This is a genomic window from Rahnella aceris, from assembly GCF_011684115.1.
GTDB lineage: Bacteria > Pseudomonadota > Gammaproteobacteria > Enterobacterales > Enterobacteriaceae > Rahnella > Rahnella aceris.
Genome location: NZ_JAADJV010000004.1, coordinates 403,602 through 419,036, shown reverse-complemented (window position 1 = coordinate 419,036; position 15,435 = coordinate 403,602). Strand labels below are relative to the sequence as shown.

Annotated in this window: 14 protein-coding genes and 1 pseudogene; 9 read left to right on the top strand and 6 right to left on the bottom strand. The window is 52.9% G+C overall.

Going from position 1 to position 15,435, the window contains the following annotated elements:
- Positions 1-150: 150 nt before the first annotated feature.
- The 5 genes from pstS to phoU all read left to right on the top strand — a co-directional run bounded on the left by pstS (position 151) and on the right by phoU (position 4,733).
- Positions 151-1,191 carry a phosphate ABC transporter substrate-binding protein PstS gene (gene pstS / locus GW591_RS20110; RefSeq protein WP_013577689.1) on the top strand — a complete coding sequence of 347 codons (1,041 nt, stop codon included), beginning with the start codon at positions 151-153 and terminating at the stop codon, positions 1,189-1,191.
- A gap of 94 nt (positions 1,192-1,285) precedes the next feature.
- Positions 1,286-2,242 (top strand): phosphate ABC transporter permease PstC, encoded by a 957-nt coding sequence (gene pstC / locus GW591_RS20105; RefSeq protein WP_013577690.1) that lies wholly within the window; start codon positions 1,286-1,288, stop codon positions 2,240-2,242.
- Between the two features lies 1 nt (position 2,243).
- Positions 2,244-3,131: a phosphate ABC transporter permease PstA gene (pstA, locus tag GW591_RS20100; RefSeq protein ID WP_013577691.1), complete on the top strand. Its 888-nt coding sequence runs from the start codon at positions 2,244-2,246 to the stop codon at positions 3,129-3,131.
- A gap of 92 nt (positions 3,132-3,223) precedes the next feature.
- On the top strand, positions 3,224-3,991 hold the full coding sequence (pstB, locus tag GW591_RS20095; protein WP_013577692.1) for a phosphate ABC transporter ATP-binding protein PstB: 768 nt from the start codon (positions 3,224-3,226) through the stop codon (positions 3,989-3,991).
- A 10-nt stretch (positions 3,992-4,001) separates the two neighbouring features.
- Entirely contained in the window at positions 4,002-4,733 is a 732-nt protein-coding gene (gene phoU / locus GW591_RS20090) for a phosphate signaling complex protein PhoU (protein WP_013577693.1), read from the top strand.
- A gap of 85 nt (positions 4,734-4,818) precedes the next feature.
- Here the strand turns inward: phoU and GW591_RS20085 are convergent, their stop codons facing one another.
- The gene (locus GW591_RS20085) at positions 4,819-5,511 is read right to left on the bottom strand and encodes a TetR family transcriptional regulator (RefSeq protein WP_013577694.1); all 693 of its coding nucleotides are present in this window, start codon (positions 5,509-5,511) and stop codon (positions 4,819-4,821) included.
- A gap of 110 nt (positions 5,512-5,621) precedes the next feature.
- Between GW591_RS20085 and GW591_RS20080 the strand changes: the two are divergent.
- Positions 5,622-6,425: pseudogene (locus GW591_RS20080) on the top strand (sugar phosphate isomerase/epimerase family protein); the annotation flags it as partial.
- Positions 6,426-6,441: 16 nt separating this feature from the next.
- Here the strand turns inward: GW591_RS20080 and yieH are convergent.
- Positions 6,442-7,107 (bottom strand): 6-phosphogluconate phosphatase, encoded by a 666-nt coding sequence (gene yieH / locus GW591_RS20075; RefSeq protein ID WP_166861300.1) that lies wholly within the window; start codon positions 7,105-7,107, stop codon positions 6,442-6,444.
- Positions 7,108-7,259: 152 nt separating this feature from the next.
- Between yieH and GW591_RS20070 the strand changes: the two genes are divergently transcribed.
- Positions 7,260-8,597 (top strand): NCS2 family permease, encoded by a 1,338-nt coding sequence (locus tag GW591_RS20070; protein WP_095924037.1) that lies wholly within the window; start codon positions 7,260-7,262, stop codon positions 8,595-8,597.
- A 74-nt stretch (positions 8,598-8,671) separates the two neighbouring features.
- On the opposite strand, the gene GW591_RS20065 is transcribed toward GW591_RS20070, so the two are convergent.
- Together GW591_RS20065 and GW591_RS20060 are read right to left on the bottom strand one after the other, a co-directional pair.
- Positions 8,672-9,241 carry an NADPH-dependent FMN reductase gene (locus tag GW591_RS20065; protein WP_013577698.1) on the bottom strand — a complete coding sequence of 190 codons (570 nt, stop codon included), beginning with the start codon at positions 9,239-9,241 and terminating at the stop codon, positions 8,672-8,674.
- 91 nt (positions 9,242-9,332) lie between these two features.
- Entirely contained in the window at positions 9,333-10,031 is a 699-nt protein-coding gene (locus tag GW591_RS20060; protein WP_015690616.1) for a 4'-phosphopantetheinyl transferase family protein, read from the bottom strand.
- Positions 10,032-10,381: 350 nt separating this feature from the next.
- On the opposite strand from GW591_RS20060, the gene GW591_RS20055 reads away from it, so the two are divergent.
- The gene (locus GW591_RS20055) at positions 10,382-12,277 is read left to right on the top strand and encodes a methyl-accepting chemotaxis protein (protein WP_013577700.1); all 1,896 of its coding nucleotides are present in this window, start codon (positions 10,382-10,384) and stop codon (positions 12,275-12,277) included.
- A 75-nt stretch (positions 12,278-12,352) separates the two neighbouring features.
- Here GW591_RS20055 and GW591_RS20050 read toward each other — a convergent pair whose 3' ends face one another.
- Positions 12,353-13,240, bottom strand: a complete 888-nt coding sequence (locus tag GW591_RS20050) for a LysR substrate-binding domain-containing protein (protein WP_166861298.1) — start codon at positions 13,238-13,240, stop codon at positions 12,353-12,355.
- 100 nt (positions 13,241-13,340) lie between these two features.
- Here GW591_RS20050 and GW591_RS20045 point away from each other — a divergent pair, with 100 nt between their 5' ends.
- Positions 13,341-13,940, top strand: coding sequence for a short chain dehydrogenase (locus tag GW591_RS20045; RefSeq protein ID WP_015690617.1), 600 nt, complete (start codon positions 13,341-13,343; stop codon positions 13,938-13,940).
- A 71-nt stretch (positions 13,941-14,011) separates the two neighbouring features.
- On the opposite strand, the gene mnmE is transcribed toward GW591_RS20045, so the two are convergent.
- Positions 14,012-15,376: a tRNA uridine-5-carboxymethylaminomethyl(34) synthesis GTPase MnmE gene (gene mnmE, locus GW591_RS20040; protein WP_166861296.1), complete on the bottom strand. Its 1,365-nt coding sequence runs from the start codon at positions 15,374-15,376 to the stop codon at positions 14,012-14,014.
- Positions 15,377-15,435: the final 59 nt, after the last annotated feature.

Here is a 15,435-nt window from a genome sequence, read left to right as displayed (position 1 = left end):
GCCCGTATGGTTCGAATTGTGACCAGTGTCATAAAACTGTCATATAACGTACATTTTACTGTCACTAAACTGTCCTATTTTCCTCCTGTGCCAAACACTTTAATTAACGTCGACATCAGTCGGGAAGTTTAAAACCACCAGGAGTGGAACATGAAATTGATGCGTAACACCGTCGCCGGTCTTGTAGCAGCGACTTTCTCCCTCACAGCAATGTCTGCTTTCGCTGCCGCTAACCTGACTGGCGCTGGCGGTACCTTCCCAGCCCCTGTCTATGCTAAGTGGGCTGATGCATACCAGAAAGCAACCGGTACTCAGGTTAACTATCAGGGCATCGGTTCTTCCGGCGGCGTGAAACAAATCATCGCTAAAACCGTTGATTTCGGGGCATCTGATGCACCGATGAAAGAAGAAGATCTGAATAAAAACGGTCTGTTCCAGTTTCCTACTGTAATCGGCGGCGTGGTACTGGCTGTTAACATCCCGGGCATCAAATCCGGTCAGTTGACACTGGATGGCGCAACGCTGGGTGATATTTACCTCGGTAAAATCAAAAAGTGGAACGATACGGCGATCACCAAGCTGAACCCGGGCGTGAAACTGCCAGACACTAACATCGCGGTGGTTCGCCGTGCTGACGGTTCCGGTACTTCCTTCGTATTCACCAGCTACCTGGCAAAAGTGAACAGCGAGTGGAAAGACAAAATCGGTGCAGGTTCTACTGTTAACTGGCCAACGGGTCTCGGCGGCAAGGGCAACGACGGCGTGGCCGCATTCGTACAGCGTCTGCCAGGTTCAATCGGTTACGTAGAATATGCTTACGCCAAGCAAAACAACCTGGCTTACACCAAGCTGGTAGATGCAGACGGCAAAGCCATCAGCCCGACAGAAGAATCCTTCAGTGCAGCCGCTAAAGGCGCAGACTGGAGCAAAACCTTCGCTCAGGACCTGACCAATCAGAAAGGTGATAATGCGTGGCCAATCAGCTCCACCACCTTCATCCTGATTTACAAAGACCAGCAAGATGCAGCGAAGGGTACCGAAGTGCTGAAGTTCTTCGACTGGGCTTACAAAAACGGTAACAAACTGACGACTGATTTGGATTACGCCGCACTGCCAGCTTCTGTTGTAGAACAGATCCGCGCAGCCTGGAAAACCAACATCAAAGACAGCAGCGGTAAAGCACTTTACTAGGATCTGACCTCGGGTCTGATATAGAGTACAAGTCTTCTGCTTCATTCCCTCTCCGGCCGGGGAGGGAATTAAATCTGAATTAAAAGAGAGTGGTATGGCTGAATACAAGCCGGCTATCAAGGCACCCAGCAAAAACGGTGACATCATCTTCGGCGCGCTGGTTAAACTGGCAGCGCTGATTGTGCTATTTATGTTGGGCGGCATTATCGTCTCGCTGTTTATTGCTTCCCTGCCGAGCATTGAAAAGTTCGGATTGTCCTTCCTGTGGACGAAAACCTGGGATGCACCGAACCAGCAATTTGGCGCACTGGTGCCGATTTACGGCACGGTCGTGACCTCCATTATTGCCCTGCTGATTGCTGTTCCCGTCAGCTTTGGTATCGCATTATTCCTTACCGAGCTGGCGCCGAACTGGATGAAACGCCCGCTGGGGATTGCTATTGAACTGCTGGCGGCGATCCCCAGTATTGTTTATGGCATGTGGGGGCTGTTCGTTTTCGCCCCGCTGTTTGCGCAGTATTTTCAGACGCCGTTGGGCGATGTACTTTCCGGTATCCCGATTGTTGGTGCCCTGTTCGCCGGTCCGGGTTTTGGTATCGGTATTCTGGCAGCAGGCGTCATCCTCGCCATTATGATCATCCCGTACATAGCTTCCGTCATGCGTGACGTGTTCGAGCAAACGCCGGTGATGATGAAAGAATCTGCTTACGGCATTGGTTGCACTACGTGGGAAGTGATCTGGCGCATCGTGCTGCCGTTCACCAAAAATGGTGTGATCGGCGGCGTGATGTTAGGTCTGGGGCGCGCACTTGGCGAAACCATGGCGGTGACCTTCATTATCGGTAACACCTACCAGCTCGATAGCGCATCGCTGTACGCGCCGGGCAACAGCATTACCTCTGCACTGGCGAACGAATTCGCCGAAGCAGAAGCCGGGCTGCATACGTCTGCACTGATGGAACTGGGTCTGATCCTGTTTGTCATCACCTTTATTGTTTTGGCGCTGTCGAAAATGATGATCCTGCGTCTGGCTAAGAAAGAGGGCCGTTAAGATGACGACACTCGAAATGCAAAGTAATACTGCATTACTGGAATCGCGTCGCAAACGTCAGGCGTGGCGCCGTCAGAAGAACCGTCTGGCGCTGATGGTCTCCATGCTGACCATGGCGTTTGGTCTGTTCTGGCTGGTGTGGATCTTGTTCACCACGATCGTTAAAGGTGTTGACGGGATGTCGCTGGCGCTGTTCACAGAAAATACCCCGCCTCCGAATACGGCAGGCGGCGGTCTGGCTAACGCCATTGCAGGCAGCGGATTATTGATTCTGTGGGCAACGGTCATCGGTACGCCATTGGGCGTGATGGCGGGGATTTATCTGGCCGAATATGGACGTAAATCCTGGCTGGCTGAATTCATTCGTTTCATTAACGACATTCTGCTTTCCGCACCATCCATCGTTGTGGGCTTGTTTGTGTACACCATTATGGTGGCAAAAATGGGACACTTCTCCGGCTGGGCGGGCGTGCTTGCACTGGCATTGTTACAGATCCCGATTGTTATCCGTACCACGGAAAACATGCTGAAACTGGTGCCGGACAGCCTGCGTGAAGCGGCTTACGCACTGGGTACGCCGAAGTGGAAAATGATTTCGGCCATCACACTGAAAGCCTCAGTTTCCGGCATTATCACCGGGATCCTGCTGGCGATTGCCCGTATTGCCGGTGAAACCGCGCCGCTGTTGTTTACGTCGCTCTCCAACCAGTTCTGGAGCACCGACATGATGCAGCCGATTGCTAACCTGCCGGTCACCATCTTTAAGTTTGCGATGAGTCCGTTTGGCGAATGGCAACAACTGGCGTGGGCGGGTGTACTGCTGATTACCGTGTGTGTGCTGCTGCTGAACATTCTGGCGCGTGTGATTTTCGCCCCGAAAAAGCAATAAGCGAATTTATTATCGATGGCAGGTGATAGCGGCTGCCATCACTGTTTACCCGGCGTCGCCATGCGGCGCGCGAATAAGAGAGATGTCTGAGAATGACTGACGCATCCAACAGCAAAATTCAGGTTCGCGATCTGAACTTTTATTACGGCAAATTCCACGCGCTGAAAAATATTTCCCTGGATATTGCTAAGAACGAAGTCACGGCATTCATCGGCCCGTCAGGCTGTGGTAAATCCACGCTGCTGCGTACGTTTAACAAAATGTACCAGCTGTATCCGGAACAGCACGCTGAGGGTGAAATCCTGCTTGATGGCGAAAACATTCTGGTTGATAAGCAGGACATCGCGCTGCTGCGCGCCAAAGTCGGCATGGTCTTCCAGAAACCGACGCCATTCCCGATGTCGATTTACGACAACATCGCGTTTGGTGTCCGTCTGTTTGAAAAGCTGTCCCGCACGGATATGGACGAGCGTGTGCAATGGGCGCTGACCAAAGCTGCATTGTGGAATGAATCTAAAGACAAGTTGCACCAGAGTGGTTACAGCCTGTCCGGCGGCCAGCAACAGCGTTTGTGTATTGCACGTGGTATTGCGATCCGTCCTGACGTTCTGCTGCTCGATGAACCTTGCTCGGCGCTCGATCCGATTTCTACCGGCCGTATCGAAGAGCTGATCACCGAGTTAAAATCTGATTACACCGTGGTGATCGTGACCCACAACATGCAGCAGGCTGCGCGTTGTTCAGATCGCACTGCGTTTATGTATCTGGGCGAACTGATCGAATACAGCGACACTGACTCGCTGTTCACTTCACCAGCGCGCAAACAGACTGAAGATTACATTACTGGCCGCTACGGTTGAGGTACAAAGAATGGACAACCTGAACTTAAACAAACACATTTCTGGCCAGTTCAATGCTGAGCTTGAACATATCCGTACGCAGGTTCTGGCGATGGGCGGCCTGGTTGAGCAACAACTGACTGACGCCATCACGGCGATGCACAATCAGGATGCCGAACTGGCGCAACGCGTCATCAAAGGTGATGACAAAGTTAACCTGATGGAAGTGGCGATCGACGAAGCTTGTGTGCGCATCATTGCCAAGCGCCAGCCAACCGCCAGCGATTTACGTTTGGTGATGGCGATTATCAAAACCATTTCTGAACTCGAGCGTATCGGTGACGTGGCAGATAAAATCTGCCGCACGGCGCTGGAAAAATTCTCACATTTGCATCAGCCGTTGCTGGTCAGCCTGGAATCGCTGGGCCGCCATACCGTAGAGATGCTGCATGATGTGCTGGATGCATTTGCGCGTATGGATCTTGACGAAGCGGTGCGTATTTACCGTGAAGATAAAAAAGTGGATCAGGAATATGAAGGCATTGTGCGCCAGCTGATGACCTACATGATGGAAGATCCACGCACGATTCCAAGCGTGCTGACCGCACTGTTCTGCGCCCGTTCTATCGAACGTATCGGTGACCGTTGCCAGAACATTTGCGAATTCATTTTCTACTTTGTGAAAGGTCAGGATTTCCGTCATGTGGGCGGCGATGCGCTGGATAAATTGCTGACAGACGGTAAAGATGTGCCGAAAGAATAAGGGTTTACTGACATCGCTCCACAAAAAAGGCCTCTGACGAGGCCTTTTTGCTTTCCGATCTTATACCCGCGTCCGGTCAGCGCAATTATTTCATCACATAGCGCAGCGCGACCTGTACGGCCAACTGCCGGTAATGGGCGGTCTGTAAATCCACCTCATCCGGATTTTCAAACAAAGCGCCGAACGTATATTGGTTGGCGACCTGGTGCACACACAGGCTGCTGATGAGGCGGTGAACGTCGCGCGCCTGCGCATCTTCCTTAAACAGATGGCTTTGTTTGCCGCGTTCAAGGATATCTTCCAGCAGCGTTAATGCCGTTTTGTTGATCTCACGGATGCTGGTGGACTGGCGGATAAAGCGGCCGCGCAGCATGTTTTCTGTCGATACAATACGGATAAATTCCGGGTGTGAGACATGGAAATCGAAGCTGGCTTCTACCAGTTTGACGATCGCTTCCGCAGGTGGCAACGAAGATAAGTCCAGCTCCAGCTCGTGCTGGCGAATACCGCGATAAACGTGTTCCAGAACCAACATGTACAGGGCTTCTTTGGTCTTATAGTGGTAGACCACCATACGTTTCGTGGTGCTGGCATTGGAGGCGATATTTTCCATGCGCGCGCCCATCAGACCGGATTCAGCGAATTCAGCCAGAGCGCTGTCGAAAATGCGCTGCCTGAGTCCTATCGGATCATTTTTACGTCCCGGCGCCGGGGAACTTTGGCTGCTCAGCGTCTTATCCTCTTCATTAACCACATTCTCGCCACAGAGATTAACCATTGCTTAGCCCAGTTACAATCTGTGCGTTCATACAACTTCGCCGCACTTGACGAATGTGGCGTGAGGGTCCACTACTGTAAGTATCGAAGCCTGACTAAAAGGACACTATTTTGCCTGCAACCACCCGGTTACATTCTATTGCGACAGTTTCAGTACCAGGAACCTTGCCTGAAAAACTTACCGCCATTGCGGCTGCAGGATTTGATGGTGTGGAAATATTCGAAGACGATTTGCTTAAAAGTCCTGTCAAACCGGCGGCTATCCGTAACCTCGCCGATTCTCTCGGCCTGCGCATTTTCCTGCTGCAACCTTTCCGTGATTTCGAAGGGGTTCCGGCAGAGAAGCGGGTTGAAAAACTCGCCAGTGCACGCCGCCAGTTCGACCTGATGAGCGAGCTTGGCTGCGATCATTTACTGGTGTGCAGCAACACCGATCCGGAAAGTTCACCGGAGCGGGAAGTGCAGATTGCCGATCTCGCTGCGCTGGCGGAAATGGCGGAGCTGTATGACATCCGTATCGGCTATGAAGCGCTGGCATGGGGTAAACACGTCAACCGTTACCGCCAGGCGTGGGATCGCGTACGCGAGGTGAACAGTCCGGCGCTGGGCATTGTGCTCGACAGCTTTCATATTCTCGCCGTGGGCGACAATCTTGACCGTCTGGATGAAGTGCCGCTGGAAAAAATCTGTTTCCTGCAACTGGCCGATGTACCGTTCAAAGACATGAACGTGCAGCAGTGGAGCCGTAGTTACCGCTGTTATCCGGGGCAGGGCGATTTACCGCTGGTGGATTTTGTCAGCACGCTGAACCGTAAAGGTTTCACCGGCCCCTGGTCACTGGAAATCTTCAATGATAAAACCCTGCCGCTGGCTGATGGCCTGCGATCTCTGACGGAGCTGGAAAAGCGGATGCAGGCTTACGAAAAATCACTCAGCGAGTGACCTGATACCCCATCTCCCGCCAGATCCCCGGCAGTTCGCGCATGTCGTGGAAAGTGGTCACCAGCGGGTGATCCAGCGGCGGGTTATGCGGATCGGCGCAGTAGTAAAACACCGGGATGCCTGCGGTGATCCCGGCCTGTGCGCCTGCCACGGAATCTTCTACCAGAATGCAGTTTTCCACCGGCACGTTCATGACGTCGGCTGCTTTGTACAAGACGGCAGGATCGGGTTTCCAGCGCTGTAAATCATAGCCGCTGAATAACTTATCCCCCATAAAAGGCAGCAATCCGGTCAGGCCGAGAGAGTGCTGCATTTTGGTGACCGGTCCGTTTGAGACGACACACATCGGCACGGTGATTTGTTCCAGTAACTCGCGTGCGCCGTCAATAGGTTCAAGTTTGCTGTCGAAAAGACGGGCAACATGCTGGCGAAACACGACTTCCATTTCTTCTTTCGGCACGTCGATACCGTGCTCTTTATTGACGATCGCGACGATTTCGTAAAGTTTGACGCCTTTGTATTTCTTATACATTTCGTCGAATGAAACCGTCACACCAAAATGCGCGAACATTTCGACATAGGCTTCGCAGCACAACAATTCACTGTCCACCAGCGTACCGTCGCAATCAAAAAAGACACATTCAACCTGTGACATACTTTCTCCCTGTGAGCGTTTCATCTATTGGCGTGCATTATGGCACTGTACCCGAACGATAGATTTAATCCCATACATCCAGTGCTGGCGCTTTCGGGCTAAAATCCTTAGGATACCCCCCGATTGTTTTTCCCCCATTTTGGAACTCACCAATGAGCACACCACAGAGCAATGCGACTGCGGGTAAAGGTCTGGCTGAACGTCTGTTTAAACTGACGCAGCACGGCACCACCGTACGCACCGAAACTATCGCCGGTTTAACTACCTTCCTGACCATGGTCTATATCGTTTTCGTGAACCCGCAGATCCTGGGTGTTGCGGGGATGGATAAACAGGCCGTGTTCGTGACTACCTGTCTGATTGCCGCGTTCGGCAGCATCCTGATGGGCGTGATCGCCAACCTGCCGGTCGCTCTGGCACCGGCGATGGGTCTGAATGCGTTCTTTGCGTTTGTGGTCGTGGGCGCGATGGGGGTTTCATGGCAGATCGGGATGGGCGCGATATTCTGGGGTGCTGTGGGTTTGCTGCTGCTGACTATTTTCCGCATCCGTTACTGGATGATTGCCAATATTCCGGTCAGTTTACGTGTGGGCATTACCGCCGGTATCGGGCTGTTTATCGGCATGATGGGGCTGAAAAACGCCGGCATTATTGTCCCGAACCCTGACACCATCGTGACCATCGGTAATCTGACCTCGCACAACGTGCTGCTCGGTGTGCTGGGGTTCTTCATTATTGCCGTGCTGGCGTCGCGCAATTTCCACGCCTCGGTGCTGGTGTCGATTATTGTCACGACAGTCATTGGCCTGATGATTGGTGATGTGCATTACACCGGTTTCTGGTCGATGCCGCCGAGCATCACCACGGTTGTCGGTCAGGTGGATTTGAAAGGCGCGCTGAATATCGGTCTGGCGGGCGTCATTTTCTCCTTCATGCTGGTGAACCTGTTTGACTCCTCCGGCACGCTGATTGGTGTGACCGACAAAGCCGGTCTGGCTGATGCGCAGGGCAAGTTCCCGCAGATGAAACAGGCGCTGTACGTTGACAGCGTGTCTTCCGTGGCGGGGGCATTTATCGGTACGTCTTCTGTGGGCGCTTATATTGAAAGCACCTCCGGCGTATCTGTCGGCGGCCGTACCGGTCTGACGGCGGTGGTGACCGGTTTACTGTTCCTGCTGGTGATCTTCATTTCCCCACTGGCGGGGATGGTGCCGGAATACGCGGCGGCCGGTGCGCTGATTTATGTCGGCGTGCTGATGACGTCCAGCCTCGCGCGCGTTTCATGGGATGACCTGACCGAAGCGGTTCCGGCGTTCGTGACCGCGGTAATGATGCCGTTCAGCTTCTCGATCACCGAAGGTATCGCGCTGGGCTTCATCTCTTACGTGGTGATGAAACTGGGCACCGGCCGCTGGAAAGAAATCAGCCCGTGTGTGGTGGTCGTAGCCCTGCTGTTTGTGCTGAAAATCGCGTTTGTCGACGGGCATTAATCCGCTGAAATCTGCTTAACGCCTGTAAAAAAACAGCCCGCATTGCGGGCTGTTTGCATTTCTGATGACCGGAATTATTGGCTGACGCGGCGCGTATAGTCGGCAAATGCCGTCAGCTGGCCGCGCAGGAAATCGAGCGTCCCCTGGTCGATGACTTCGCCGATTTGCTCATCCACTTTATTCTGGATCACACCCCCCATAAATTCGGGTTTATTCATCACCATCGCATCCAGGAACACCAGAATCTGACGCAGATGATACTGACAACGTGCCCCGCCGACCGGACCCATTGAACTGGTCTGGATCAGCACGGGCTTACCGGCCAGTGGCTGATTCGGCAGGCGGGAAATCCAGTCGATCGCATTTTTCAGGCCGCCCGGAACGGAGTAGTTATACTCCGGCGTGACGATAATGACGCCATCCGCCTGACGGATTTGTTCCGCAATCGCTTCAACATCCGCCGGAAAGCCTTCTTCCTGCTGAATATCTGCATCATAGAGCGGCAGTGTACCGATGGAAGGCAACGCCTCAATGCTGATGCCCTCTGGTGCCACTTTTGGCAATGTGCGGGCGACCATTCCGTTGTAAGACGCTTTACGAAGACTGCCTAACAGTGTGACAAACTTCAGTGGTTGAGCTGACATGGGTAACTCCTGTTATGGATGACTTTGCGAAAGGAACTGCCTGTAACCATAAACGAAAAACGGCACGACGGGCGTAAACAAAAGTGAAGTTTTATTTAGCGGGTGGCAGGCTGATGAATTTCATGAAGTGTGGTGATTCAGATTGCTGGTCTGTGGCCAGGGTTTGTGTGCGGGTGAAGCCGTTTTCAGGTTCGTAACGCCAGCACTGCAAACGGATAATCGAGGGTGACTGCGCACATGACCAGATAATGGAACCTTCAATGTCGCTCATCACCTGCGCCTCGGGCGTTACGGTAGACCGTAAACGACCAGAAGCGGGATTCAGGCTGAGCGTAAGCGGACTCTGATCGTTCAGGCCGGACATTTTCAGCATGCTCTGGCGGATACACCACAGTTGCAGAGAGGATTCCACCGGATCGGATTGCATAGCAATCCAGGTTTTCTCCACCGCAGAAAGCTGTAATTGCTGTTGCTGATTCACCAGCGCACTGCGGGCATGAATGATTTCGAGATCGAGGCCGACTTTCCCTTCGCTGCTGATTAAAACACCGACGGTACTTCCTGCATACGCCAGACTGAAATCAGGCAAATCAGGGGATTCAAAACTCGGACGACCGCTAGGTAACGTGATGACGCTGGGAAGTTCCGCGATTCCATAGAGATAGAAAATCATTTCTGCCAGCAGAACGCGGCCGTTTAAGAAACGCTTGCGCTGTTTTTCGGAAAGGTGTTTTGCAAATAATACGATCTCTTGCGGCAACCGGTGTGTATCCGGTTCTGCATCCGTCATTGCCCATCTTGCAAAATGGCACGCCATTGTTCACTCCATGATTAATGGTTCGACCGCAGTTTCTCAATTGTTCTAAAGAATAACATTAAGAGAAATCATTAAAAACCGCTTAAACCCCGCAGTGCCACACACATTCTTCCCTTTTCATACAGTTTTTCATAAACATAAAGTGAAAGTAATCACAGTCTTAATCTCTTATTGGGAAAGAATCTCACTGGAATGATGTTCTGGATTTTTACTCATAAGATTCTTACACCAGATATATCTACTACAGCCACATAAAGAAACGCCAGAAAATGCCGTTACTAATTAAGCAGCGATCTCGCTGCTTTGCCTGCGAGTACCCAAAAATGTTAAAAACGACGCAATCCCGCTTTATCGCATTGATCAGCTTGTTTTTTATTGTGCTGATCATCGTTACGCTTATCGTGATCCAGGTGTATATCGCTCCCCAGCTGAAACAGACAGAAAGTAATCTGGTTGCTAATCAGGTGGATGATGTCGCGGTGGCAATTAATGACCGCCTGAATAAAGTTGAGTCACAGGTTCGCACCATTACCCAGACTGTTGCACAAATGGACAGCGACAGTATCGATCGTTTACTTCCGGCACTGGTTGATCAGTACGGTGACTCTGCCGTGTTTGGCGGCGGGATCTGGCCTCTGCCGAACCAACGCGATCCGGCCAAAATCAAATTCAGCACCTTCTTTGCCCGTAATAATAATAATCAACTGACGGTCAATACTTTCTGGAACAGCGCCGAATCCCCAAACTATTTCGATCAGTCGTGGTATCTGGCGGCATCAAAAGGTGAAAAGGGTCAGTGTGTCTGGGCGCCTGCTTATTTCGATGACGCCAGCACCCAGCCGCGGACTAACTGTGCGATGCCGATTTACAAAGATGATAAGCAATGGGGCGTCGCCACCATTGACGTCACACTGGGGTTCTTTAACCAGCTGGTGACAGAGATGGAGAAAAAGGTTCACGCCAGGATTTATATCGTGGAAAAAGACGGCACCATCGTCGGTACCAGTCATTCCACGGATGAAAAACTGCCGAAACTGGCCTCACTGGGCGAAACTTCTCCGCTGGCGATGCAGATCCGCAAAAGTCTGGATCAGATCAACGGGCAGGCGAGTCTGGTGGCTGACTACGATAATGACGGCACGTCGCATACCATGTTTATGAGCAACATTCAGGGGCCGTGGTTTATCGCCACCGACATGCCGACCAGTCAGTTACTGGCGCGCAGCCACAGCATTCTGACGAGTCTCGGACTGGTTCAAATCCCGATGGTCTTGCTGTTGCTGATCGTTCTGATCGCCGCGATTAAAATTTTCATGCGCCAGCTGGCGGCACTGAATAAAAATATCGCCCAGCTTTCTGCGGGCGGTGCCGACTTAACCCGGCGCTTACCGGAAAGCCGCAGCCCTGAGTTCAATCAGATCAACCAGAACTTCAACGGTTTCCTGTCTTTCCTGCAATCCATTCTGCGTCAGGTTGGCGACAGCAGTCTGGCTATCACTTCGGCTTCGCGCCAGATTGCCAGCGGTAACCTGGACTTGTCAGCACGAACCGAAGAACAGGCCAGCTCGATTGTCGAAACGGCAGCCTCAATGGAACAGCTGACCAGCACCGTGAAACAGAACGCTGCCAATGCGGAAGGGGCTAACCAGTTGGCCCGTGATGCCTCGGCTGTTGCCGGGAGGGGCTCGGACGTGGTGAAACAGGTGGTTGAGACCATGGGCTCGATCACCCGCTCTTCACATAAAATCGTCGATATCATCAGCGTGATCGACGGCATCGCTTTCCAGACCAACATTCTGGCGCTGAATGCGGCGGTTGAAGCGGCGCGTGCCGGTGAACAGGGACGCGGTTTCGCCGTTGTGGCATCCGAAGTGCGCAGTCTGGCACAGCGCTCAGCCACTTCCGCGCGTGAAATCAAAAAGCTGATCGAGGATTCTGTGGCGGATATCGCCACCGGCAGCGAACTGGTGGCGACCGCCGGAACGACGATGGATGAAGTCATGGGTGGCGTGAACAACGTGGCGACGCTGATGAACGAAATCATGTCTTCCAGTCAGGAGCAAAGTCTGGGCATTGAGCAGGTAAATGTGGCTATCACGCAGCTGGATAACGCCACGCAGCAGAACGCCGCGCTGGTGGAACAGGTTTCTGCCGCTGCGCAGGCGATGCAGGATCAGACCGTTCAGCTGGAAACCGTGGTAGCAGGCTTTAAGCTCTGATTTCGTCTGATTAAAAGTGTTCAAAACTGAGCGGTAAGTGAGCGATCACTTACCGTTTTGTATTTTGCGTAAGGCTCAGTAAAAGGCGTGTTCAGTCATGAAGTTAATCAGGCTGGTCAGTTTGGCGCGCGGCCTGAAATCGGGCAGATAAACCAGATGCACTGCCCGGGGTTTCGGGATAAAAGACTCAAGTACCGGGATCAGTTTTCCGCTGGCGATATCTTCGGCCAGTAACACTTTGGGTTGCAGCAACAAACCGGCGCCTTCCAGTGCGGCAGCGCGCAGCGCATGACCGTCGTTGGATACATAGCGGCTGTTAACCGGCCACGCTGACGTGGTGCGCTCTGCATTCGCCAGATGCCAGCCTTCACTCTGATTCCAGACGGTATGCACCAGGCACGGGTGCGTTTTCAGATCTTCCGGCGTCGCGGGCGTGCCGAAACGCTGTAAATAATCTGCAGAAGCGCAGATCACCATTTCATAAGGGTTCAGCGGCTTGGCGACCAGCCGGTCATCGCCAATTTCGCCAATACGGATCGCCGCGTCAAAACCCTCTGCGATCAAATCTACCCTGGCGTTGCTCAGTATCAGTTCCACGTTTACTTTCGGGTGTTTTTGCAGATAACGGGCCAGCATCGGCGCCACCACGCTGGAGCCGAGTGATACGGGTGCGCTGATCCGCAGCAGTCCGGTCGGCACGCTTTGCAGGCTTTCCATCGCGCTTTCGGTGAATTTCATCTGCTCCAGCACCCGTTTTCCGTTCTCGTAAAACACTTCACCGGCATCCGTCAGGCTTTGCTTGCGTGTGGTGCGTTGCAACAGGCGGGCATTCAAATACTTTTCCAGCTGCTGAATATGCTTGCCGACCATCACTGCTGAAATCCCCAGCTTTTCCGCTGCTGTACTGAAATTCCCGGTTTCTACCACGCTGATAAAGACCTCGATATTCCGCAACTTATCCACATTACAAACCCTGAGTTAGAACAGAATGAATAATACGATTCTATATCTAACCCGTAGTTTGGTGAAAGATGGTCCTGCAAACAACGTTGAGGAATATCTGATGAAAATTTTAGTGATTGGCGGGACAGGTACATTGGGTAAAGCCGTGATTCAGGAGCTTAGCGCAGACCATGAAATTGTCACCGCAGGCAAAACCCGCGGCGATTTTCAGGTCGATATTACCGATGAAAACAGCGTAAAAGCGCTTTTCCAGAGTACGGGAAAAGTTGATGCGATTATTGCTACTACCGGCAGCCTGCACTTTGGCCCGCTGGTGGAGATGACCGCAGCACAGTTCAATATTGGTTTGCAGAATAAACTGCTTGGCCAGGTGCGCCTTGCGCTGATCGGTCAGTCATTCCTTAACGATGGCGGTTCCATCACGCTGACCAGCGGGATCATTGCTGATGAACCTATCCGTCAGGGGGCGAACGCCACCACGGTAAATGCCGCCGTCGAAGGCTTTGTCCGGGGCGCGGCGATTGAACTGTCACGGGGTATTCGCATCAATGTGGTCAGCCCGACCGTAGTAGAAGAGTCGCTGAAAGCTTATGGCCCGTTCTTCCCGGGCTTTGAGGCTGCACCGGCAGCGCGCGTGGCGAAAGCGTATCGTCGCAGCGTGGAAGGGGCGCAGACCGGACGCATTTATAAAGTCTGGTAAGGCGTAATCCTTTGAATAAAATAAAAAACCCACATTCTTCAATGTGGGTTTTGTTTGCTGCGAACAGCGGCTTATTTACCGATACAGAAACTCGAGAAGATACGCCCCAGTAAATCATCCGAGGTAAATTCACCGGTGATTTCGCTCAGCGATTGCTGGGCCAGACGCAATTCTTCCGCCAGCAGTTCACCCGCCCATGCGCCAAGCAGTTGATCTTTACCCTGAACCAGATGCTGTGCGGCCTGTTCCAGCGCCTGCAGGTGACGGCGACGGGCAAGGAATCCGCCTTCCATATTGTGATTGAAGCCCATCACCTGTTTCAGATGATCGCGCAGCAGATCAACGCCATCGCCGGTGCGGGCAGAAAGGCGAATAAGTGAGTGACCATTCACTTCCGTTTGTCCCAGCGCTTCCCCGGTGATATCCGCTTTGTTGCGTACAACGACAATAGGTAAACTCGCGGGCAGGCGGGCCATAAATTCGGGCCAGATGTCCGCAGGCTCGGTTGCTTCCGTTGTTGTACCGTCGACCATAAACAGCACTAAGTCCGCCTGTTCAATCTCATTCCATGCACGTTCGATACCAATGCGCTCAACTTCATCGCTGGCTTCACGTAACCCGGCGGTGTCAATGATGTGCAACGGCATGCCATCAAGGTGGATATGTTCGCGTAAAACGTCTCGCGTGGTGCCCGCGATATCGGTCACGATCGCCGCTTCACGACCGGCCAGCGCGTTCAGCAGGCTGGATTTACCGGCGTTCGGACGCCCGGCAATCACCACTTTCATCCCTTCACGCAGCAGGCTACCCTGACGTGCTTCGGCCCGCACGGCATCGAGATCACCCATCACCGTATTGAGTTTGGCTTCGATTTTACCGTCGGACAGGAAGTCGATTTCCTCATCGGGGAAGTCGATAGCCGCTTCGACAAAGATCCGCAGGTGAGTGAGTGCTTCCACCAGATGATGAATACGGTTCGAGAAAGCGCCCTGTAAGGAGTTAACCGCTGAACGTGCGGCCTGCTCGGAGCTGGCGTCGATAAGATCAGCAATCGCTTCAGCCTGCGCCAGGTCGAGTTTATCGTTGAGGAAAGCCCGTTCAGAGAATTCGCCCGGACGCGCAATTCGCACGTTTTCCAGCGCGATAATGCGTTTAAGCAGCAAATCCAGGATCACCGGCCCGCCGTGGCCTTGCAGCTCAAGCACGTCTTCGCCGGTAAAGGAATTCGGGCCGGGGAACCACAACGCGATGCCCTGATCCAGCGCGCTGCCATCAGCATCCTGAAACGGCAGATAATCGGCATAACGCGGCTTGGGCAGTTTACCTAAGACAGCCTGTGCCACATCACGCGCCGCACGGCCGGAAATGCGCAAAATGCCCACACCACCGCGGCCGGGTGGGGTTGCTTGGGCAATAATGGTATCTGAGGTGCTCATAGCAATGATCTCTGTTGGTCTTTTTACGGATATGCAAAAGGCGATCAAATGATCGCCTT